Below are 20,791 nucleotides of genomic sequence, written 5' to 3' on the forward strand. Positions count from 1 at the left end.
CAATGGTGGTCGCTCCTTGTTCTGCGGCCTCCCTACCAGGCGCCGCGGCCCCCGAACACGGCGCTGGGGGTCTTGAGAACGATGTACAGATCGAGCCACAGCGACCAGCGCTCGATGTACTCGAGGTCGATCTCCACCATGTTCTCGAACGGGATCTCACTGCGGCCGCGCACCTGCCACAGGCCCGTCATGCCCGGCATCGCGGCGAGGCGGCGCATGTGCCGCTGCTGGTAATGGGCAACCTCACGCGGGAGGGGTGGACGCGGGCCGATCAGGCTCATGTCGCCCCTGACCACGTTAAAGAGATTCGGCAGTTCATCCAGGCTCGTGCGGCGCATGAACCGGCCGATGGGCGTCACGCGCGGGTCGCGGCGCATCTTGAACACCATGGGCGCTTCGTGGAAATTGTCGTCTTCCAGTCCATCGCGAAGCAACTCGGCGTCCTTGAGCATGGAACGGAATTTGTAGAACGCGAACGGCTTGCCGAAGCGGCCGACGCGCATCTGCTTCACGAACACCGGCCCCGGCGACGTCACCTTGATGAGCACGGCGATGACTGCGATCGGTATCGCCAGCACCACCAGGAAGACCGCCGCGAAAACCCGATCGAGGATGCCCTTGATCGCGTAGGCTCTGCCGCGGAGTTCTGTGAAGACGACGGTCTCGACGGATAAGGTCGCCGCGGTCGTCAGAACTTCCTGTCCCGATTCGACGTTTGAACTCATGACGCTGCGCATAGACACCCACCCAAACGCCTGGCGTCCCGTCCTGGGCTGCCGGCAGCACTCAACGCGCAATGAGGATCTACCCGGGGCGGAGTATGGTTGATAAACATAACAGCCTTGACAAGGCCAATCAATAGAACTCCAACCACCGTGTGAACTCCAATGTCAAGGCGCCCACGGGCTGTTGGTCCCGGACGCCTCTTCCCTGCTAGTAACGCCTTCGGAGGGTGCTCGTTACGGGCGGGCATGCAATTCCCCGGTCAGCCTCCGAAGGACGCGGCGGAAGCTCGCCGCCACGCTTCCCGTTGTACTCGGTATGCGTGCCTGCCAACAGGGGTGGCGGGGTTAATAACACGCAAACAACACGTTACGGAGGCGCGTTCTTGACGTTTGAGCGCCGCAAGGTCTAAGACGCCGTCATCCCGATCCCGTGCGCACGCGGACAGGAAGAAGGCCCGCTCGCCGCGGGCCCTCTTCTTCAGACCGTCCTGTGACCGGCCTTAGTTGCCGATCGGTGGCGCCAGCGGGGCGCGTGGCGTACCGCCACCGCCCAGGTTGCTGGCGCTGTTGTTGTTCACCACCTGGAGGATCTGGAACAGATCCTGCATGTCATCGTGGAAACTTCCGCCATCGCCGAACTCGGCGTCGGCGTCCATCGCGAAGGCGTGCACATCCCAATACGTGTCATCGACGACGTACGCACCATAATCCTGGAACGCATGACACAGCTTCTTCGCGTGCCTCGAACTGACCGCCGTTTCGCAGTTCACGCTCGGGTGAATCGCGAGCAGCGCGCCCATCCGCAAGGCCGGGTTATCGCCACCATACGACTGGCAGTCCATGTAGGCATCCGCCCGGTACGCGGGCCAGCGGAACCCGTCCTGCTGGCAGGAAATGAATCGCTGCGCCCACAGGTTGACCTTCATCACGTGACGGATGGGGTCGGGCCCGTTCAGTTCGCCCGGCCGCAGGCTTCCGCCCACGCCCGAGAGACCGGAGCCACCATGGCAGCCCCCGCGGCCCTCTCCGCGCAGATCGAGATAGTCATCGCTCCCGAAGAACGAGTAGTCGTAGTCCCACGAAGGGTTGCCGCCCGGTGACAGATCCAGCGGTTGACCCTGCACGATCGTATTGTTGTCGTCGCGCAGGAACACCGCACAGCCGTTCCAGCTGCCGTCGTGCTCCATGTCCGAAGGCACGTGTACCCATTCCTCGTCATTCAGGCGTTTCACGGGGTCGTTCGGGCTCAGCCCGATCAACTCCTCGTCGACCGTGATCTGGCCGCTCCAGCCGCCGGCGTACTGGATGCCTGCCGGAACGTACTGCGCGTTCGACCCGATGGGCATGTTCCAGAGCGAGTTGCTCGCGAACGGCCACAGGTACTTGTTGCGCGTGCCGCCGCTCGCTTGAGGGGTCGGCGTACGTGTCGGCGTCGGCGGCGCCACCGTGGGCGTGTTCGTCCGCGTCGGCGTCCGGGTCGGCGTGTTGGTCCGCGTCGGCGTCCGGGTGGGCGTCGCGGTTGCGGCCGCCGTCGTCGGCGTCGGCGTCGAGGACGCGACCTTCGTCGCCGTCGGCGTCGGCGTTCGCGTCGACGTCGCGGTCGGCGCCGGCGTATTGGTCGCAGCGCCCGTCGTCGGCGTCGCCGTTGCTACCGGCGTGTTCGTCCGGGTGGCCGTCGCTGGCGGCGTATTCGTCTGCGTCGGCGTCGCTGTCGCAACGGCCGTATTCGTCGGCGCCGGCGTACTCGTCCGCGTCGGCGTCCGCGTTGGCGTATTCGTACGCGTCGGCGAAGCCGTAGGCGTGTCGAGCGGGTCGATCGATGTGTTACGCGGCACGCTCACCTCGCCGGCGCGCGTCGCCGTCGGCGTTGGGCTGCGGCGGTGATCCGCCGTGCCCGTATCGTCGTCCCCTTCTACAGGGCTGTCCGTGTCTCCGATGTCACGCGCGTCGCGGTCGCGGCCGTTGCCGTCACCGCCCGGGCGGGTCGTACCCGTGCGGACTCGCCACCACGCGAGCCATTCCTCGACGCGGCCGCGGGCGCCCCGCGACTCGTCCAGGACCGTGGTGTAGTAGTAACGCTCATCGGCGGTGGCGGCCGCGTTGAGCACCGTCACAGGCGCATCGCCCGTTGCGGCGACGTCCCCCGACGGCATGATCGGATAGGCGACCGCGGCATCGTAGTCGATGGCACGCGGGTCGCCCGGCAAGTCGTCTGTGCTGTTCGCCGCGGCGCTGGGCGCCACCGGCACTGGCTGTGATGCGATGTTGTCCTCTTCCACCCCTTTCATTCGCTGCCCATCGTCCGTCTTCCCTCGAACTTCTGGCGACGAGGGAGCGAGGCCGGTGGCCTTTGTCGCCACCGATGTGACGAGCGAAAGCGTCGCCAGACCTGCGATCAGGCCCAGCGGCAACCAGCGTACTTCCAGTCCACGCAGCAGTGATTGAAGTCGTTCCTTCAGCAGAATGCACCCCCAAACAGACGCCGGCTGGCTTCGCCGGCGTATCCCTTGACCCCAAGGGCATAATCGGCCGCCTCCTCCGATCCTGACCGTTCCGGTAGGCCCGTTTGGACGTGGAAAGCCCTTGCTACAGGTTCAAAAAACCCTCATATGGGGGCGATCGGAAGGGTTTTTACACTTTGTTCTACGCGTCCGAACAGACGTGCGGAGGATTACGCTGCTTCGCGTTCGAGGCTGCTGCGATGCGCCTGCTCGTGGTCTTCCGCCGCATCGAAGATCGTCGCAAGACGCCCGCTCGAAGAGAGCACGGCAAGCGCGCCGACCACCCGTGGGCAGAACAGCTTCCCCTTCTTGCGCTCGATCTCGTCGTAGGCCTCTTGCAGCGACCAGGCGCGCTTGTACGGGCGCTCGGTCGTCAGCGCATCGAACGCGTCGGCGACCGCGACGATGCGCGCCGGCAGCGGTATTTGCTCGCCGCGCAGCCCATCCGGGTAGCCGGAGCCGTCCCAACGCTCGTGGTGCCACCGCGCGACGACGCGCTCCGTCTCGAACATCGGCGAGTCGCCGATGAGCCGCTCACCATGCTCCGGGTGCAATCGGATCAACTCCCAATCGTCTTCAGTGAGCTTGCCCGGATTCATGAGCACCGCATCGGGCAACCGCAACTTGCCCAGGTCGTGAATCGTCGATGCAGCGCCAATCGCTTCCGCTTCTTCGTCGGGAAGCCCGACTTCCCTCGCAAGCTCGACGCTATAAAAGCGAATGCGCCGCAGGTGCCCGCCCGTGTGCGGATCACGCGCTTCCGCCGCATCCGCGAGGCGCGCGAGCGAATCGCGGCTCGCCCGCTCGAGCTGCTGGTACGACGCCTCCAACTCGTCCCGAAGCAGCGCGACCTTGATGGCCGGCGCCAGGTGGTCGGCAATCGTCGTCAGCACGGCGAGGTTCCCTTCGTCGAAAAACCCCGCGGTCGTGCTCATGCCGGCGAGCACCGCCAGCGGCTGGCCGTCGAAGCGTATCGGGCAGACCGCCAACGACTGCATGCCGGCGAGCACCATCAACTCGCGCTGCACGGCAGGCATCCGTGGGTCGCTCGCCGGATCGACGATGATACAAGGCGATTCCTCGGCCGTGCGCCTCAAGAACATCTGCGCCTCCGGCGTCAGGCGCGCCTCCTCCCAGCGTCTGCGGATCTCGCCGCCTTTGCCGGACGACACGTGAAATGGCGAACTCGCCCACTCGTTGGTCAGCCCTTCGATGAGCACACTCGTGCAACCCACGAAGTCCCCGATCATGTGCGTCACGGTCTCGAGTCCATCGTGCAGCGAGTCAGCCGTCGCCAGCGCACGTGCCAGGTCGATGTGGATGTCGCGCTCGCGGCCCGCCCGGATCGCGTCGATGTGCGCGCGGCCGTTCGCAACGACCGCCTGTACCAGGTCGGCGAGCGCGAGCACGATCATCGTATCTGGCCGAAACGATGCGGACCGCTGGCCCGCGAGCACCAGCACGCCGCTTGATCCCCCTTCATCGGGGATCGGCGCGTCGAGGACCCACGTTTCTCCCGGCAATTGCTCCGCGACCAGCGAAGCCGTCACCGGACCGCCCGCCGCCGCCGGCGTACAAGCATCCTCGTACTGGGGAAGCGACCCCGCGGAAGCGACCAACGCTGAATGACGATCGCGCGCGTCGATCGAGATCGTGCAAAGGCTGAGAGCGAACTCGTCGCGCGCTGCTACGGCGATCTCCTGCAGGATCTGCGCGGTCGTGCGGTCCGGCTTCATCGCCCGTCCGACGCGCACGAACAACTTGCGCGTGGCGCCCGTGAGCGTCGACACGGATTCGGCCTTGCGGCGATGCTTCTCGCTGTACATGCGGCTGTCGGCCGCGGCGAACAGGTCACGAACGCCGTCGCCGTCGTCCGGGTACGTGCCGATCCCGAAGCTCCCCAGCGTCGCCGGCATCTCCGCCTTGAGCCGCAGATCGCGCAGCGCCATGTCGATGCGGCAGCCGACGTCGAGCGCATCTTTCCGCGTGCGGTCCGGAAGGATCACGGCGAACTCGTCGCCGCCGAGACGCGCCGCGCAGGCCATCGGTCCGCCCACCGATGCAAATACCTTCGCCGTCTCGGTAAGCACCTGGTCGCCGAACTGGTGACCGTACGTGTCGTTCAGAAGTTTGAAGTTGTCGAGGTCGGCGATGATCAGACTGACCGGACGGTTGTCCCGCCCGGCGTAACTGATCTCAGCCTCGAGCCGCGACTGAAAGGCGCGCAGGTTCCAAAGCCCCGTGAGCCCGTCGGTGTCGGCCATCTCGCGCAGTTGCTCCGTCAGCCGCTGCACCTCGCTCAGGCTCTTTTCAATCACCCGCGTGTGCCCGACGCGCGCCAGCGTCGAGAGCGCGAAGAACGCCAATCCGCCGACGCCCACCGTCAGCATGCCGGCGACGCCCTGGATCGTGTAGACGTTCCCCCAGTTAATGACGAGCACCATCATGCCCAGCGCGAGCACGACGATCACGCCCGCGATACGGGAGATGAGCACGATGCGCCGCACCTGCTGGCGCGACTCTTCTGGAAGCGTTGGCGCCGATTTCACATGGAAATCATCGGCACTTCCCGGAGGCCGGGTTATTGGTCGGTTCGGAGTTTTTTGAGAAACGTGCGGACGGCCTCGGCCAACCGGTCGGCGCCCGGAAACCAGAAGTGGTCGACGCCTTCGAGGACCATCACTTCCCGGCCCGGAGCCTCGAGGCGGGAGAGCGCGGCCGCCGGCGCGAACGCATCCCGGTCGCCGGTCACAACCAGGGTCGGAATCCCGTCTGGTAGCTGGAGATCGGCTGCCGCGGCGGGCGGCGAAGCGAGCACGAGCGCCCGCGCACCGATGTCCCCCGCCACGGCCGCGGCGATGACCGCGCCGTACGAATAGCCCGCTAGCACTAGCGAAGCATCCCGGCTCCGCTCGCGTACGTAGGCGACGGCCGCCTGCGCATCGGCGGCGCCGCCACGCCCTGCATCGAAGTCGCCTTCGCTGGCGCCCGTGCCGCGGAAGTTGAACCGCAGCGTGGTAGCACCTTCGTCCGCCAAAACATCGAAGAGCGTCATCACGACATGGCTGTCCATGTCGCCGCCGTACTGCGGGTGGGGATGCAATACGACCGCCGCGAGCTTCCCCTCACCCGCGCGAAGCCGGCCATCGATGCTCAGTCCTTCGGACGCAAACGTGACGGCCCTCTCGCCGCGGCTGCTCACGTGAGGTCCCGTGGCGACACTTCGTCGCGGACGCGGCCGCCGAACAGCCGTCGCCAGAACGACAGCCGCACCTCATTCGCCGGACGCTCGGCATCGATGGCTTTCCACACGCCTTCGCGCTTCTCCCAGCGCTGGCGCAACACGTAGCTGCCGCGCCCGGCATAGCGCACGGCGCTCTCGCCAACGCCATCGCCCTGGCTCAACGCAATGATCTCGAACCGGCGCGGCGTGACGTGGCCGTTGCCGCGAAGCTGCAGCAGCGCCCGCGGAGTCATGTACGACGCGAACGCCGCATCATCGCCGCGCACGTGCGCGCGCGCCTGCGCCTCGACGCTCTCCCGGAGTGACTCACCCAATCCCTTCCTCCTCCCTGCGAATGACGAGGACGCGGTCCTTGCCCGCGTAGTCCTTCATAACGTACGCGTACCCGTCGGGGAAGAAACGACGCGCGACGGTGAGCAATCGCTCTCCCTGCGTCTCGCCGATCTCGGCAGCGAGCACCCCGCCCTCAGCGAGGTGCTGCGGCGCCTCCGCGATCAGCCGTTCGATGATCTCCGTGCCGTGCACGCCCCCGACGAGCGCGGAGCGAGGCTCATATTCTTGTATCTCGGGTTCGAGCGTCTGCCACTCACCCTCGGACACGTAAGGAAGATTGGCGAGAATGAGGTCGAATTCGCCCGTGCTCGCAAGAAGATCGCCCGGTCGAAGCATGACCCTGGATCCGACGCCATATGCCCGCACGTTCTTCGTCGCTACGTCCAGTGCGGCAGCGGATGCATCGGTCGCGATGATCCGCACTTGCGGCGCGTTCTCCGCGATCGCGATAGCCACCGCACCGGCTCCGGTGCCAACGTCGATGATTCTCAGGTCGTCACCCCGTCGCGTGATCTCTTCCAGCGCCAGGTCGACGAGCATCTCGGTCTCCGGCCGCGGAATCAGCGCATCATCCCAACATGTGATCTCGATCCCATAGAACTCGCGGTAGCCGATGATGTACGCAAGCGGCTCATGCTGAATGAGACGCGCGAGAAGTTCGTCGAACTCCCTCAGTGGAAGTTCGTCGATCGGATCCTGCAGGCGCGCGAGGAGCTGTGAGCGCGTCACCTGCAGGACGTGCGCCAACAGCACTTCGATCTCGAGGCGCAGATCGCGCTGCAGCACGTTCTTGAGAAGTGCCGACGTGCCGTGGATAACCTCAGCCGGTGTCGTCACCGTCAGTGCCGCGGCGGTGTCGCAGGCTTCCCGCTCGCCGCGAGCACCGCCTCGCGCACGTCCTTGGGATCGGGGAAACGGCCTTCCTTCTTGTAATCGAAGACGACCTGCCCATCGAAGCGCACCGTGAACGCGCCGCCACTCGAAGGCACCAGCACCCACTCGTCGGCCAGGTCGGGGCGTTGGTCGTACAGTTCGCGCGCGAGCCAGAACGCCCGGCCGTGGAACTTGCACACCTGGCAGAACTCGATCTCCAGACGGTGCTTCGCGCTCATGTCGCTTCCAGCAGCCGCGCCTGCTCGTCCGCATTTACCGCGTCGATGATGTCGTCGATCTCGCCATCGAGGATCCGCGGCAGGTTGTGCACCGTCAGGCCGATGCGGTGGTCCGTCAGCCTGTCCTGCGGGAAGTTGTAGGTGCGGATCTTCTCCGAACGTTCGCCGCTGCCGACTTGCTGTTTGCGCGACCCGGCGATCTCCTGTGCCTGTTCGTTCTGCTTCAAGTCGAGGAGACGCGCGCGCAGCACTGCCATCGCCTTCATGCGATTCTTGAGCTGAGAGCGTTCGTCCTGGCACACCACGACGATCCCCGTCGGGTTGTGCGTGACGCGGATCGCGGTCTCGACTTTATTTACGTTCTGACCACCGGCGCCACCCGAATGAAAGCGATCGATGCGCAGGTCGGATTCGTTGATCTGGATTTCGACGTCGTCAGCTTCGGGCAGCACAGCAACGGTCGCCGTCGAGGTGTGGATACGACCCTGCGCCTCGGTCGCGGGGACCCGCTGCACGCGGTGGACGCCGCTTTCGTACTTCAGTCGCGAGTACGCGCCCTGCCCGTGGACCTCGAAGACCACTTCCTTCATGCCGCCGATGCCGCTCTCACTTACAGAAGCGACTTCCGTCTTCCAACCGCGACGGTCGGCGTAGCGCGAGTACATGCGGTAGAGGTCCGCCGCGAAAAGCGCCGCTTCGTCGCCGCCCGTGCCCGCGCGGATCTCGACGATGACGTCGCGGGCGTCGCGCGGATCCTTCGGCACGAGCGCCAGCTTAAGCCGCTGCTCGAGTCCGCTGCGACGCACGGTCAGGCTTTCAACCTCCTCGCGTCCGAGCGCCGCGATCTCCGCATCGCCGTCATTGGCGACGGTGCGCGCGTCTTCGAGGGCTGCCGCGCTGGCCTTCCAGTCGCGATACAAAGAGACAACGTCTTCGATTGCCGCACGCTCCTTCGCGATCGCCTGCAGTTTTTCGTAGTCGCCGTTGATCTCCGGCCGCGCCATGTCGGCGGTCAGGTCGTCGAAACGTTGCTCTGTCGCTTCAAGCCGGTCGAACATCGTCATACGTGCGAAAACCCCCTCCCCGTGGGCCACAGCCGCGCAACGGTGGGGGTTCTGCCCTCTCATCACATCTTAACAGCCCACCAGCAGTGGGTTAGCTCTCGCGTTGCGCCGCGTGCGGCTTGCTCGCCATACAACGCCCCGTACACCCCGGGATCGCTGTTTTCGATGACGGTCGCGCCGCAGACCTTCGCGTAGAACTCCGCCGGCCCGACGCCGCCGATGATGGCGTATGCGTATCCCAACTCCCACATGCCCTCGAGGCACGGAACAGCAACGAGGTCCCGGCGCCATGGCCGCACAGGTCTTCGCGCATGCCGGTCGGGCCAAAGTAGCCGCGTCGCACGCACTCGTACACCGCGAAGTCCGCAATCGCGCCGTCCTTCATCGCGACGAAACCCGTGGTCGGATGTCCGTTCGCGAACGCGAGATCCGCTTCGGATGCCCACGCCTCGCCGAAGTGCTTGAGGATGAAGCGTTGCAGCGGCGCTCGGTCCCACGCTTCCATCCGACGCACCGCGATGCCGGCCTCGGCCGTGCGCGCATCGTACGCCGAGCTATCGGGCGGCGCGTAGAGCCGTACGAGCATGTTAGGGATACTACGCGCCGATCAGCCCGGCGACGTCGCCGGCCGGCACGCGCCGCTCGCTGTGGTCTCGCAGGTCCCGCAACGTCACTTCGCCCCGGCCAACTTCCGCCGCGCCAATGATCGCGGCAAAGTCGGCATGCTTCGCGTTGGCGTGGCGCAACTGCGCCTTCAGGCTGCGGCCGCTGCTCCCCATCATCGTCTGGCAGCCCGCCGCCCGTGTCTGCTCGGCGAGTTGGAGGGCGAGGATCGCCGCTTCCGGTGTGAGGTGCGCGATGTACACGCGCGGGCCCGCCGTCGGGTCGACCGGCACCTCCTGGCGCTTCAAATTGATCACCAGCCGCTCGACCCCGCTGCCAAACCCGATCCCCGGCGTCGGCGCGCCACCCAGCAACTCGATCAGGCCGTCATACCGGCCGCCGCCGCCGAGCGCACTCTGGCTTCCTTCGATCGACGGCTGCATCTCGAATGCCGTGCGCGTGTAGTAGTCGAGTCCTCGCACGAGGCGCTCATCGATGTCGAAGCCTATCTTTAGCGCTTGAAGATACGACTTCAGGCGTTCGAAGTGCTCCCGGCACTCGTCGCACAGGTAATCGTGGAGGCGCGGCGCGCCTGCGATGATCGGCTGGCAACGCTCCTCCTTGCAGTCGAGCAGGCGCATCGGGTTCTTCTCGAAGCGCATGCGGCAATCTGCGCAGACGTCGTCGAGGCGCGGCCGGTAGTACTCCCGCAACGCTTCGATGAACGCCGGGCGGCACTTCTGGTCGCCGATCGTGTTGATCTTGAGCGTGAAGTCGCGCAGCCCCAACTCCCGGTACAGCGTCCACAGCAGGTTGATGACCTCAGCATCGATCAGGGGGTCAGCATCGCCGATGGCCTCGGCGCCAAGCTGCGTGTGCTGGCGATAGCGGCCCGCCTGGGGCCGGTCGTAGCGGAAGTTCGGCGCCAGGTAGTAGAGGCGCACCGGCTGGGGCAGGCTGGCCATCCCCTGTTCGATGTACGCCCGCGCGACACCGGCCGTCCCTTCGGGGCGCAGCGCCAGACGGTCGCCGCCCCGATCGTCGAAGAGGTAGACCTCCTTCTCGACGATGTCGGTCCCGGCGCCCGCCGTCCGCAGATAGACGCCGGCGTGCTCGAAGACGGGTGTTTCGATACGTCGGTAGCCGAATAGCTCGCAGACCCGCTCGGCGGTGTCCCGGACGTGCTTCCAGTAGGGCCAGTCGTCCGGCAAAAGGTCGTTCGTGCCGCGTGGGGCAGCGAAGCGCGCGGGGCGGGGTACATCCTCGGTCATAGCGCCGCAAGCATAACAGCAGCTTCAAATCAGGGGGAGAATCAGCCATTTCGTGCGCTACACTTGGCGTGAGGCGTACAGGCGTACGAGCGTACAGACGTACATACGCCGAAGGCGCATACGCCGAAGGAGGCGCGGCATGACCAGGCGCATGACCATCGTGTTCGACGACGAGGAGCTCTACACCGCCCTCAAGGTGGAGGCCGCCCGTACGCATCGCCCGGCGAAGGACATCGTCGCCGACGCTCTCGAACTGCTGTTCGAGGCGACGCAGGACGAGCACGCCGCCATCCGCACGCGTTCCCGCATGAAGACCTTCGCGCGGCGCGGCGGCCCCGACGTCGACCGCGTGCTCGAAGAACTCGGACTCAAGCGATAAGAGGGGCCGGACCAGCATGACCGCCGTCGCCCATGAGCCAAGCGTGCAGCCGCTGATCGAAAAGGCTTCGGCGTACCTGCCGCCGGACCGTCTCGACCTGATCCGTCGCGCCTACGAGTTCGCGGCCGAGGCGCACCGCCCGCAAAAGCGGCTCACCGGCGACCCTTACATCATCCATCCGCTGGACGCCGCGATGACCGTCGCCAATCTGCAACTCGACGCCGCGGCGATCGCGGCCGCGCTCCTGCACGACGTGCAGGAAGACTGCGGCGTCCCTAACGACGAGATCAAGCGCCGCTTCGGCGAGGAGGTGGCGCGGCTCGTCGACGGCGCCACCAAGCTCGACAAGATCGCCTGGCGTGCCCCCGATGAGCGCCCCGGCGACCAGACGATCCAGGCCGAGAGCCTTCGCAAGATGTTCCTGGCCATGGCCGAAGACATCCGCGTCGTCATCATCAAGCTGGCAGACCGCCTGCACAACATGCGCACGCTCGATGCGAAGCCGCCGGAGAACCGCATTCGCACGGCGCAAGAGACGATGGAGATCTACGCGCCGCTCGCGAACCGCCTGGGCATCTGGCAACTCAAATGGGAGCTCGAAGACCTGGCGTTCCGGCACCTCGAACCGGAGCGCTACAAGCAGATCGCCAAGCTCATCCAGTCGAAGCGCACCGTGCGCGAACGCTACATCGCGCAGGTCGAGCGCATTCTGCGCGAGGAGTTGGCGAAGCACGGCATCAACGCCGAGGTGAAGGGCCGCGCGAAGCACATCTACTCCATCGCGCAGAAGGCCGAGAAGTACGCCGCCGAGCACAAGTCATTCGAGCAGATCTACGACCTGCTCGCGCTGCGCGTCATCGTCGATACGGTGACGGACTGCTACAACGCGCTCGGCGTCGTGCACGGGCTGTGGCACCCCGTGCCCGGCCAGTTCGACGACTACATCGCCAACCCCAAGGAAAGCCTCTACAAGTCGCTGCACACGTCCGTGATGGCGATCGGCGCCCGCCCGCTCGAGATTCAGATCCGCACGGCGGAGATGCACGAACTCGCCGAGTACGGCGTCGCGGCGCACTGGGTGTACAAGGAAGGCAGCGATGGCCGCCGCGACGTGCGCACGGAAGACCGCATGTCGTGGCTCCGCCAGCTCCTCGAGTGGCAACGCGATATGTCGCACGCCGAGGAGTTCGTCGAATCCGTCAAAACGGACCTCTTCCGCGACCAGGTCTTCGTCTACACGCCCAAGGGCGAGATCAAGGAGATGCCGACCGGCGCCACGCCGGTCGATTTCGCGTATCGCGTCCACACCGAACTCGGGCATCGATGCGTCGGCGCGAAGGTCAACGGCCGCCTCGTCGCGCTCGACTACCAGCTCCAGAACGGCGACGTCGTCGAGATCGTGTCGTCGAAGCACCCGCGCGGGCCGTCGCGCGACTGGCTCAACCAGAATCTCGGCTACATCAAGACGGGCCACTCGCGCGAGAAGATCCGCCAGTGGTTCAAGCGCCAGGAGCGCGCCGAGAACATCGATCGCGGCCGCGAGATCATCGATAAGGAACTGCGTCGCATGAACCTCGTGCTCAGCGAGTGTCAGGACGAGGTGCTGCGCATCTTCAAGTTCGATAATCTCGACGATTTCCTCGCCGCGCTCGGCTACGGCGGCGTCAGCACGTCGCACATCGCGACGCGCCTCGCGCCCTTGATCCATCGTGACGAAGAAGAAGATCTGCCGACGGTCGATGGCACGCTCGCGCCGGTCACCAGCCACACCGTGCAGGTGCTCGGCACCGGCGACCTGTTGACGACGATCGCGCGCTGCTGCAACGCCGTGCCCGGCGACCGCATCATCGGCTTCGTCACGCGCAGCCGCGGCGTCACGATCCACCGCGCCGACTGCTACAACGTCCTCCACGAAGACGAGAAGGAGCGCCTCGTCGACGTCGAGTGGGGACGCAGCGACGCGGCGGCGTACCCCGTCGGCGTCGTCATCGAAGCGTGGGACCGCGTCGGCCTGCTGCGCGACGTCTCGACCCTCGTCTCCGACGAGAAGGTGAATATGCTCGGCGTGCGCACCGAACACGCCGACCGCACGACGAACGTCTATCTCACGCTCGAGACGACGGGCATCCCGCAACTCAGCCGCGTCATGGCGCGCCTCGAATCGGTGCGCGGCGTCATCACCGTCACGCGCGAGCGCGAAGGCCACCGGCGCACCACCAGCGGCTCCCTCTGACCATGGGCATCGTCCGCACGGATGCGGGGCTCGGCAAACTCGTCGAAGGCGACCACTGGACGCCCGTCGCGCAAAATCTCGGCTTCACGGAAGGCCCCGTCTGGCACCCCGACGGATCGCTGCTCTTCAGCGACATCCCCAACGACCGCGTGCACCGCCTCCGCGGCGGTGCCCTCGACGTCTACCGCGAGCCCAGCGGCAACGCCAACGGCCTCACGCTCGATCTCGATACCAACCTGCTTGCCTGCGAGCACGGCACCCGGCGCGTCTCACGCGAACGCGGCGGCGAGATCGAAACGATCGCGTCGCACTACGATGGCAAGCGGCTGAACAGCCCAAACGACATCGTCGTGCGCAGCGACGGCCGAATCTTCTTCACCGACCCGCCGTACGGCATCACGGAAGAGCAGCGCGAGCTGCCGTACAACGGCGTCTTCACGCTGGCGCCCGACGGCGAACTGTCGCTGCTCGTCTCGGACTTCGACCGTCCGAACGGGCTCGCCTTATCGCCCGACGAGCGCACCCTATACATCGCGGACACCGCTCGACTGCACGTGCGCGCGCTCGACGTCGCAGTCGACGGCGCGCTGTCGAACGGCCGCGTCTTCGCCGATATGGCCGAAGGCGGCCGCCCCGATGGCATGAAAGTCGACGTCGAAGGCCGGGTCTACGTCGCCGCCGGCGCCCTGCAGGTCTTCGCTTCCGACGGCAAGCCGCTCGGCGTGCTCGACTGCCCCGAATCGCCCGCGAATTGCGCCTGGGGCGAAGACGGCTCGACGCTCTACATCACCGCCCGCACCGGCGTCTACCGCCTGCGATTCAACATCCGCGGCATCGCGGCACATCTCCGGTAGCGAAGCGCCGGCGTCCCACCGCGATTGCCGACAGCGCGGCGCGCACCACGTGGTGTGCTATATTCCGCGCCGATGATCAAGCTGTGCTCGCTGCTCGCAACCTTGCGTTCTTCGCGTGCGCAGCGTGCGGCGGCGATGACGCCGACGTCCAGTCGCCGGTCGAAGGCATGCTGCAGGACGTGAGCGGGTCGGCGGCCGGCGAGCCCGAGTCGATCACGCTCGTCAGCGATGCCGGCGACACGCTGGAGTTCACCGTCGAACTGCTCGAGCCGGGCAGCGTCAACGTCGAGCACCTGCAACTGCACATCGACCAGGCGATGCCGGTCTCGGTCTCCTTCAGCGGCAACGGCGACACCCGCGTCGCCTACCGCATCGATGACGCGCCGCCGTAGTCATTGTCCGTCGAGCAAAAGCTCACGCCACCTAGCAATTGACACTATCCCCACATCGTGTCGATTCGCCTAGAAGAGAGGCAAGTCACGACGGAAGCGATGCTTGCGCTCAGGCGGTACGCGCGTTTCGGGTGTGGCCGTTGTTGAATCGCGTGCGACCCGGCGAAGGCAACCCGATGCGAGCGGTGAACGCGGTGTAACTGAAAACGGACGAACAGCAAAACTGTCCGCCCGTTCCCTCTTGGCAATGTCAGTTTAGATCGCAAGTCCCCTTGAACATAGGAGCGTCACATCGTGTCGTTCATCTTGAAGTTGCGTCCAACGACGACAAGAACCGTGCGAGCGTGGTCTGGTGCGCTTTTCGTGCACAGTATTTGTGGCCCAACGGGCGGGGTTCCCCTGCGTACCGGGGCCTATTCACGGGGTGGCGAGAGATTCGACCGTCGCGCGCGGATCGCAGCGTCGGCGGCAATGGTCCAGGTAAGTGCGAGCAGCAACCCGAACGGGAGGCTGAATAGAGTAAGGAACAGCAGATCATCAATCCACACCCATCCGGCGAACCAGATTGACGCGACGATTAGCGCAACGCCAACGAGATCAACTTTCGCCCATCGCCACCGCGAGTATCCTCCAGCGCGGTTGACGCCCTCCAGGTGAAACCTCATCCTAATTACTCCCGCGAGGCCCAACACGAAGCCCGCAAGGAATCCGTACCATTGAGGTTCATCAATCGACATCTCAATGTGCTCCTCCCGTACAAACCTGATACGCGCGTAGCCGGCTGCCACTGTCGCTCCTCCACCAGCCACAGCCACTAGGACGCCGATCCCCATTATCGGCACCCCGACTCCGGCTGGCGAGGTCGCAGCGCCGAATGCAATTATGGTCGTGCTGGTGGCGAGCGTCATCCCACCTATGACGAGAGTACCAACTACCATCTCGTAGCACACCGAAAACGGATTGACCACACGCAACGCAACCCCCGCGGCGTCCTTGAGTGGTTCGCCAACCTTCTCAACCAACGTCTCGCCGAAGTCACACAGCATGCAGCCTCCGTCTGCAGGGAGCTTGGCTTTCATAGGGTTCTCGTAGGGCGGCGGGGAAGGCTCACCGAGTTCTCGCGGTTCGGCTTCGCGCGTAGTCCCGATGCTCTGCGACGCTATGAAGAACAATGCAGCCATCGCGTTCTGCCATTCGAGGTACTTCAGTGCGCCCACCAGTTGATCGCCTTGATACTTGAGGTAATCCAACGCGCCCTTGAGTTCGCAGGCCGCATCGCACCTCATGGGCTTCGCGTTGACGGACTCGCCTTCTGTGTAGTACGTGCCCTCGTCAACGTCCACCACAATGTCGTCGGGCGAGCTCGTGCAGAACAACAAGCACTGCGGCGTCAGGCCGAACGGGTCGACGTATCGCAGCGGGTTGTTCAGAACGTACGAGTACGGATTGCACGACTGTGGATCGTATGCGGCGGCAACAACAGGATCAGCACTCACAAACCGCCCAAACGTCGTGTGTAGAACCGCGCCTTGTAGTTGTACAGGCCGAACTCGGCGTCGCCAGGCTCTTTGCGCTGGCCCGTGTAGAGCTTGTCCGTCTCGCTGATGCCGCCGGAACGCGTCGCGCCGTGCGGCACCCGCGCCCCTGCCCCACATCTGCAACGCCACCGCCGCGAATCACGACGCGCCGGTCGCACGCTCGTCCCTACACTCGACGTGGAGGTGCGGCATGGTGCAACGCAGGCACGCAGAACCGCGCGAGTTCGTCGATGCGCTCGAAGGGCTCGACTTTCCGGCATCGCAGGCGGCGATCCAGAACAAGGCCCAGGACAAGGGCGGCATCGACGCCGAGGTGACCTACGTCCTCCGCCACCTCCCCGACCGCACCTACGACTCGATCGACGACCTCAACGCGGAGATCGCCCAGATCTACGCGAGCGGCATCGCCCTCCCCGACGCCGCACCCGCAGCGCCAACGGCCGCCTCGAAGCGCGACAAGCAGGACATCGAAACGCAGGCCGACACCCGCGAAGGCGAACCTCCCGGCGAATCCCGCACCGGCCAACCAACCGACTTCTTGGCCTGACTCAGCCGAACCTCAAAACCCGCTCACACGCTGGAGCGTCGATTGCCGAGCTCAATCGTCGGTTCCAACCGCTCTCCGTCGATCACCTTACGCATGCGCGTACGCAACTGCTCCCAATCGCTTCTGTAGAGTGCGTATTGATAGAGATCCCAGTAGCGATCGAGATACCAGATATGCTCCCTCAAGGTTCCCTCGCGTGAGAACCCGGCCGATTCAAGCGCATCAATGGATGCCTGGTTGAACTGGTAAACCTCGGCATAGAGTTTGCGAATGGCAAAGAATTTGAAGAGATAGTCGCCGAAGAGCATCGAACCCTCGACGGTAATGCCAGTTCCTCTGACTGATGGGTCAGCGTAGAGCAGGAAGTGAACAAATCCATCCTCTGGGCTCGCCCCATAGGTGTGCACGAAGCCTATCGGCCGGCGGCTGGTGCGATCCAGAATCAGGAAGAAGACGACTTCCTGAAGAAGTTGCTCTAGACCACCGGCGAACTGCTCGAAACTTATGACCCGCCGATGCGTGGACCACAAATGTAGCGAACTGACGTCGCTTCTCCACTTGAACAGCAGCGGGTAGTCGTCACGGGATATCGGGCGCATGACGACACGGCGGCTAAACAGGGAGTCCGGGTAATCAGACTCGAGCATGCTCAGAGAGGGGGACAGGTGGGAATGCATAGCGTATTGGTCTGATTCAGTGGGGGGTTAGATTGATAGTAGTTGTGCTGAGTGCGAAACCTAGTATCGTGGTTCATGCACTGGGCGTACGTGCCTACACCATTCACCGTTTTAGTCTTGCTGTTGTAGCTAACCAGCATCTGCGTGTCATACATCGTGCGCCAAGCTCCGTTACAGAATTCCTTTCCCACGGCACGCGAGCCAATTACCTGGGGGGCCGGGTTTTTAAACGTATGAGCCTGGCCAGTCACGTTCGGGAAGCCACTGGGCGCATCCCAGTCTACGCAGTTTTCTCGATACAAGAACCGGTCAGGGTTCGTGTAATTGTTCTGACCTGTCTTCAGCTCGTCGCACGTTATCGCTAACACGGACGGTCCGCCGATAGAAGCGTGGGCCGATTTGACGAGTGTGCCTAAGACGATTCCAGTGATAAGCCTTCTGCGAATCGACATTGCTACTACCTCCTGACCGTCGTATCCGACACGGCGGTCAAAAGGTCCTCGTTGGTCATTTGCTGTGACTCCCAGACCAAGAGAAGGCCATCCCGCTCACCCACAATCATCTCCCCGCCGTTGCTCATCAACCACGCGCTAAAGTCAACTCCATCGAGCAAGATATTGATCGGTTCTGCCGTGCGCCACCAAGGGGGGGTCGAAGTCAGGAGCGGATTCAGATCGGCTGCGCTACCTACAGTGATTCGCAGAACCCTTCCGTCTTCGCTGGCATAGGTCGTGGTGATCGCAAGCCCGTACATACTGGCGAATCGTGCATCTCGTTGCAGGAGCCCTGGCTGCACTTTCGCTTGCGCGCCAGTAATTGTAGTTGAAGAGAACTTTGCCGCCGAATCGGGATCAAGGAACGCTACAGGAGTGCCGTCAGGAACGGTGTTCGCATCGGAGTAGGTCGTAGGCTGCGGAGGCTCGACGCTCTCCGCAAGAACGGGCACTTCAGCAGCATGCTTAAGCTCGAAGAACGTTTGCGGCTTCGCTGGAACGATCTCGAGCGCGAGCACTTCCGTGTCGACGATCAACACCTTCGTGTTGGTTTCTGTCCGGAGCTCGACGGTGTAGCGGAGGACATTGGCGTTGTCCGTGATCTCAAGTGTCTCAATCGACTCGATAGGTCGGAGATCTTGTGTATATGGTCGCTGATAAGCGTTATCCGACTCAGGCGCCGGCGAGGCCATCGTCCGCACCTCGACAACCGTGGTCTCATCGTTCCCGGTGCGGCGTGTAGACAGGACGGAAACGGACGATTCGGGTCGGACATCCGGGATCGATATCGAGCGCACCGGTGAGTGAGTCACTTCAAACGGGAGAAGTTGCACCGCCCCTAGTGCCGACTGATAGATGAGTTCACTATGTGGCCCAGTGCGGGACTCTTCCTGAACCACGTTCCCAAATTCATCCGTTACCACCGTATAGCGCCGATCTATGCCTCCATTCGAATCCGCCTGAAACCATGCATCAACGTACGTCGTCTCTGGCTCAGCTTCGTATAGGTCAAGGTGATAGGGATCGGTTGGCCTGTCTGCGTCAGAACGAACTCTTGAAAACTGTCTGGTCGTCAAGTGGAGAGTTTCGTTCGGACCGGGGCGAATCTCTGCGTTCACGGCTTCCTGCAGAAGCGCGCGAGCATCAACGCGATCCGTAGACAGATCGAGAAACTCCGACGCACCGTAGACGGAAATCGTCGCAACGCCCACGATTAGCAAGGTCAGGACAAGGAAGCCATACCTCACTACATCAACCCCTCGCAACTGCGATTAGCAGTGTTCGTAACGGTAAGTAAGGTACGATTCATGGAAACCTTTGTCAACGACTGGTATGGCTCGCATTCCCCGTTTTTCTAGGCAATCCGTGCCGCAATCCAATGACGGCTGCATGCTTCATGGCCATGCAACTGAACGGTGGCACCCGCGGCCCCGACCAGCGCCTCGAAGCGCGACAAGCAGGACATCGAAACGCAGGCCGACACCCGCGAAGGCGAACCTCCCGGCGAATCCCGCACCGGCCAACCAACCGACTTCCGCGCATAGGCCCGGACGGTTTCACCACAGAGGCACAGAGGCACGGAGTTGTTTTTTTCTTCGAGGGCGGCCTAACGGCCTAGCTCCCCCAAGAAATCTCTGCGCCTCTGTGCCTCTGTGGTTCATTCAAATCCCCCTGTTGACGTACAAATGTTCTGTGTGAGATAGTCGCGGGGTTATGGCCCTCGCCAAGGTCCTCTCGTGCGCGGTCGTCGGTCTCGAAGGCGAGATCGTCGAGTGCGAGGTCGACGCCGCCAACCGCGGCCTCAACAGCCTCGCCATGGTCGGCCTGCCCGACGCCGCGGTGAAGGAAGCGAAGGACCGCGTCGAGTCCGCGATCAAAAACTCCGGCTTCCCCTTCCCGCGCGGACGCATCGTCGTCAACCTGGCGCCGGCCGACATCCGCAAGGAAGGCCCGACCTACGACCTGCCGATCGCCGTCGGCATCATGGTCGCCGCCGGCAACGTCCTCGCCGACGTCCACGACGCCGTGTTCCTCGGCGAACTCTCGCTCGATGGCGCCGTCCGTCACGCGCAGGGCATCCTGCCGATGGTCGCGCTGGCCCGCGAGCGCGGCATCCGCACGGCATACGTGCCCGGCGTCGACGCGAAGGAGGCGGCGCTCCTGCCCGACATGACGATCTATCCGGTCGATACGCTGTCGTCGCTGCTCAATCACCTCGCGCAGCGCGAACCGCTCTCGCCGATGCCGTGTACCGGCATCCCGAAGGTCGAACCGTCAGAATGGCTCGGCACGGACTTCGCCGCGATCCGCGGCCAGGAACACGTGAAGCGCGCGCTCGAAGTGGCGGCCGCGGGCGGCCACAACGTGCTGATGTCCGGCCCGCCCGGCAGCGGCAAGACGCTGCTCGCCCGCGCCATGCCGTCGATCCTGCCGTCGATGTCGGCCGAAGAGACGCTCGAGGTGACGAAGATCTACTCCGTCGCGGGCATGCTGCCGCCGGACACGCCGCTGATCTGCCGGCGCCCCTTCCGCGCGCCGCATCACACGATCTCGCACGCGGGACTCGTCGGCGGCGGCCGCACGCCGCGACCCGGGGAGATTACGCTCAGCCATCGCGGCGTGCTCTTTCTCGACGAACTCCCGGAGTTCGGACAGCAGGTGCTCGAAGTCATGCGACAGCCGCTCGAAGACCGCACCGTCACGATCTCGCGCGCCCAGGGCTCGACGACGTATCCCGCGAACTTCATGCTCGTCACCGCCATGAACCCCTGCCCCTGTCGGTCAGTTCTACAGCGGGGAAGCGGTATGCCACGACGACGGTCGC

20 protein-coding genes are annotated in these 20,791 nt (G+C 64.4%); 6 read left to right on the forward strand and 14 right to left on the reverse strand.

Annotated elements, in window-relative coordinates; translation table 11 throughout:
* Positions 1–32: 32 nt before the first annotated feature.
* The 10 genes from WEB52_00920 to hisS form a co-directional block, all read right to left on the reverse strand.
* Positions 33–725: a sugar transferase gene (locus WEB52_00920; GenBank protein ID MEX2224990.1), complete on the reverse strand. Its 693-nt coding sequence runs from the start codon at positions 723–725 to the stop codon at positions 33–35.
* Positions 726–1,225: 500 nt separating this feature from the next.
* Positions 1,226–3,013: a hypothetical protein gene (locus WEB52_00925; protein MEX2224991.1), complete on the reverse strand. Its 1,788-nt coding sequence runs from the start codon at positions 3,011–3,013 to the stop codon at positions 1,226–1,228.
* Positions 3,014–3,396: 383 nt separating this feature from the next.
* Positions 3,397–5,775 carry an HD domain-containing phosphohydrolase gene (locus tag WEB52_00930; GenBank protein ID MEX2224992.1) on the reverse strand — a complete coding sequence of 793 codons (2,379 nt, stop codon included), beginning with the start codon at positions 5,773–5,775 and terminating at the stop codon, positions 3,397–3,399.
* A 32-nt stretch (positions 5,776–5,807) separates the two neighbouring features.
* Positions 5,808–6,428: an alpha/beta fold hydrolase gene (locus WEB52_00935; protein ID MEX2224993.1), complete on the reverse strand. Its 621-nt coding sequence runs from the start codon at positions 6,426–6,428 to the stop codon at positions 5,808–5,810.
* Positions 6,425–6,784 carry a hypothetical protein gene (locus WEB52_00940; protein MEX2224994.1) on the reverse strand — a complete coding sequence of 120 codons (360 nt, stop codon included), beginning with the start codon at positions 6,782–6,784 and terminating at the stop codon, positions 6,425–6,427. Before WEB52_00940 ends, WEB52_00935 begins: the two co-directional genes overlap by 4 nt.
* Positions 6,777–7,640, reverse strand: a complete 864-nt coding sequence (prmC, locus tag WEB52_00945) for a peptide chain release factor N(5)-glutamine methyltransferase (protein ID MEX2224995.1) — start codon at positions 7,638–7,640, stop codon at positions 6,777–6,779. The genes WEB52_00940 and prmC overlap by 8 nt, the downstream gene beginning before the upstream one ends.
* 2 nt (positions 7,641–7,642) lie before the next feature.
* Positions 7,643–7,915, reverse strand: coding sequence for an Rdx family protein (locus tag WEB52_00950; protein MEX2224996.1), 273 nt, complete (start codon positions 7,913–7,915; stop codon positions 7,643–7,645).
* A complete protein-coding gene (gene prfA, locus WEB52_00955; protein ID MEX2224997.1) occupies positions 7,912–8,973 on the reverse strand; it encodes a peptide chain release factor 1 in 1,062 nt (353 codons plus the stop codon). Before prfA ends, WEB52_00950 begins: the two co-directional genes overlap by 4 nt.
* Positions 8,974–9,070: 97 nt before the next feature.
* Positions 9,071–9,565 carry a hypothetical protein gene (locus WEB52_00960; protein ID MEX2224998.1) on the reverse strand — a complete coding sequence of 165 codons (495 nt, stop codon included), beginning with the start codon at positions 9,563–9,565 and terminating at the stop codon, positions 9,071–9,073.
* Positions 9,566–9,575: 10 nt separating this feature from the next.
* Positions 9,576–10,853 (reverse strand): histidine--tRNA ligase, encoded by a 1,278-nt coding sequence (gene hisS / locus WEB52_00965; protein MEX2224999.1) that lies wholly within the window; start codon positions 10,851–10,853, stop codon positions 9,576–9,578.
* A gap of 139 nt (positions 10,854–10,992) precedes the next feature.
* Here hisS and WEB52_00970 point away from each other — a divergent pair, with 139 nt between their 5' ends.
* The 4 genes from WEB52_00970 to WEB52_00985 all read left to right on the forward strand — a co-directional run bounded on the left by WEB52_00970 (position 10,993) and on the right by WEB52_00985 (position 14,711).
* A complete protein-coding gene (locus tag WEB52_00970; GenBank protein MEX2225000.1) occupies positions 10,993–11,232 on the forward strand; it encodes a hypothetical protein in 240 nt (79 codons plus the stop codon).
* Between the two features lie 16 nt (positions 11,233–11,248).
* Positions 11,249–13,465 (forward strand): bifunctional (p)ppGpp synthetase/guanosine-3',5'-bis(diphosphate) 3'-pyrophosphohydrolase, encoded by a 2,217-nt coding sequence (locus tag WEB52_00975; GenBank protein ID MEX2225001.1) that lies wholly within the window; start codon positions 11,249–11,251, stop codon positions 13,463–13,465.
* 2 nt (positions 13,466–13,467) lie between these two features.
* The gene (locus WEB52_00980) at positions 13,468–14,319 is read left to right on the forward strand and encodes an SMP-30/gluconolactonase/LRE family protein (protein MEX2225002.1); all 852 of its coding nucleotides are present in this window, start codon (positions 13,468–13,470) and stop codon (positions 14,317–14,319) included.
* A gap of 83 nt (positions 14,320–14,402) precedes the next feature.
* Entirely contained in the window at positions 14,403–14,711 is a 309-nt protein-coding gene (locus tag WEB52_00985) for a hypothetical protein (protein MEX2225003.1), read from the forward strand.
* A 413-nt stretch (positions 14,712–15,124) separates the two neighbouring features.
* Here WEB52_00985 and WEB52_00990 read toward each other — a convergent pair whose 3' ends face one another.
* Both WEB52_00990 and WEB52_00995 read right to left on the reverse strand, forming a co-directional pair.
* Positions 15,125–16,207 carry a hypothetical protein gene (locus WEB52_00990; protein ID MEX2225004.1) on the reverse strand — a complete coding sequence of 361 codons (1,083 nt, stop codon included), beginning with the start codon at positions 16,205–16,207 and terminating at the stop codon, positions 15,125–15,127.
* Entirely contained in the window at positions 16,204–16,347 is a 144-nt protein-coding gene (locus WEB52_00995; protein ID MEX2225005.1) for a hypothetical protein, read from the reverse strand. Before WEB52_00995 ends, WEB52_00990 begins: the two co-directional genes overlap by 4 nt.
* A 92-nt stretch (positions 16,348–16,439) precedes the next feature.
* Between WEB52_00995 and WEB52_01000 the strand changes: the two genes are divergently transcribed.
* Entirely contained in the window at positions 16,440–16,796 is a 357-nt protein-coding gene (locus WEB52_01000; protein ID MEX2225006.1) for a DUF2795 domain-containing protein, read from the forward strand.
* 23 nt (positions 16,797–16,819) lie between these two features.
* Here the strand turns inward: WEB52_01000 and WEB52_01005 are convergent, their stop codons facing one another.
* Positions 16,820–17,443, reverse strand: a complete 624-nt coding sequence (locus WEB52_01005) for a GNAT family protein (protein MEX2225007.1) — start codon at positions 17,441–17,443, stop codon at positions 16,820–16,822.
* Between the two features lie 487 nt (positions 17,444–17,930).
* The gene (locus WEB52_01010) at positions 17,931–19,178 is read right to left on the reverse strand and encodes a hypothetical protein (GenBank protein ID MEX2225008.1); all 1,248 of its coding nucleotides are present in this window, start codon (positions 19,176–19,178) and stop codon (positions 17,931–17,933) included.
* A gap of 502 nt (positions 19,179–19,680) precedes the next feature.
* On the opposite strand from WEB52_01010, the gene WEB52_01015 reads away from it, so the two are divergent.
* Positions 19,681–20,791 (forward strand): YifB family Mg chelatase-like AAA ATPase (locus WEB52_01015; protein ID MEX2225009.1); only part of this gene is annotated, 1,111 nt, incomplete at its 3' end.

Source organism: Dehalococcoidia bacterium, from assembly GCA_040902535.1.
GTDB lineage: Bacteria > Chloroflexota > Dehalococcoidia > DSTF01 > JACRBR01 > JBBDXD01.

Coding starts and splice junctions, on each gene's coding strand:
- WEB52_00920 (MEX2224990.1), bottom strand. CDS start 725: ATGAGTTCAAACGTCGAATCGGGACAGGAAGTTCTGACGACCGCGGCG.
- WEB52_00925 (MEX2224991.1), bottom strand. CDS start 3,013: ATGAAAGGGGTGGAAGAGGACAACATCGCATCACAGCCAGTGCCGGTG.
- WEB52_00950 (MEX2224996.1), bottom strand. CDS start 7,915: ATGAGCGCGAAGCACCGTCTGGAGATCGAGTTCTGCCAGGTGTGCAAG.
- prfA (MEX2224997.1), bottom strand. CDS start 8,973: ATGTTCGACCGGCTTGAAGCGACAGAGCAACGTTTCGACGACCTGACC.
- WEB52_00960 (MEX2224998.1), bottom strand. CDS start 9,565: ATGCTCGTACGGCTCTACGCGCCGCCCGATAGCTCGGCGTACGATGCG.
- hisS (MEX2224999.1), bottom strand. CDS start 10,853: ATGACCGAGGATGTACCCCGCCCCGCGCGCTTCGCTGCCCCACGCGGC.
- WEB52_00970 (MEX2225000.1), top strand. CDS start 10,993: ATGACCAGGCGCATGACCATCGTGTTCGACGACGAGGAGCTCTACACC.
- WEB52_00975 (MEX2225001.1), top strand. CDS start 11,249: ATGACCGCCGTCGCCCATGAGCCAAGCGTGCAGCCGCTGATCGAAAAG.
- WEB52_00980 (MEX2225002.1), top strand. CDS start 13,468: ATGGGCATCGTCCGCACGGATGCGGGGCTCGGCAAACTCGTCGAAGGC.
- WEB52_01000 (MEX2225006.1), top strand. CDS start 16,440: ATGGTGCAACGCAGGCACGCAGAACCGCGCGAGTTCGTCGATGCGCTC.
- WEB52_01005 (MEX2225007.1), bottom strand. CDS start 17,443: ATGCTCGAGTCTGATTACCCGGACTCCCTGTTTAGCCGCCGTGTCGTC.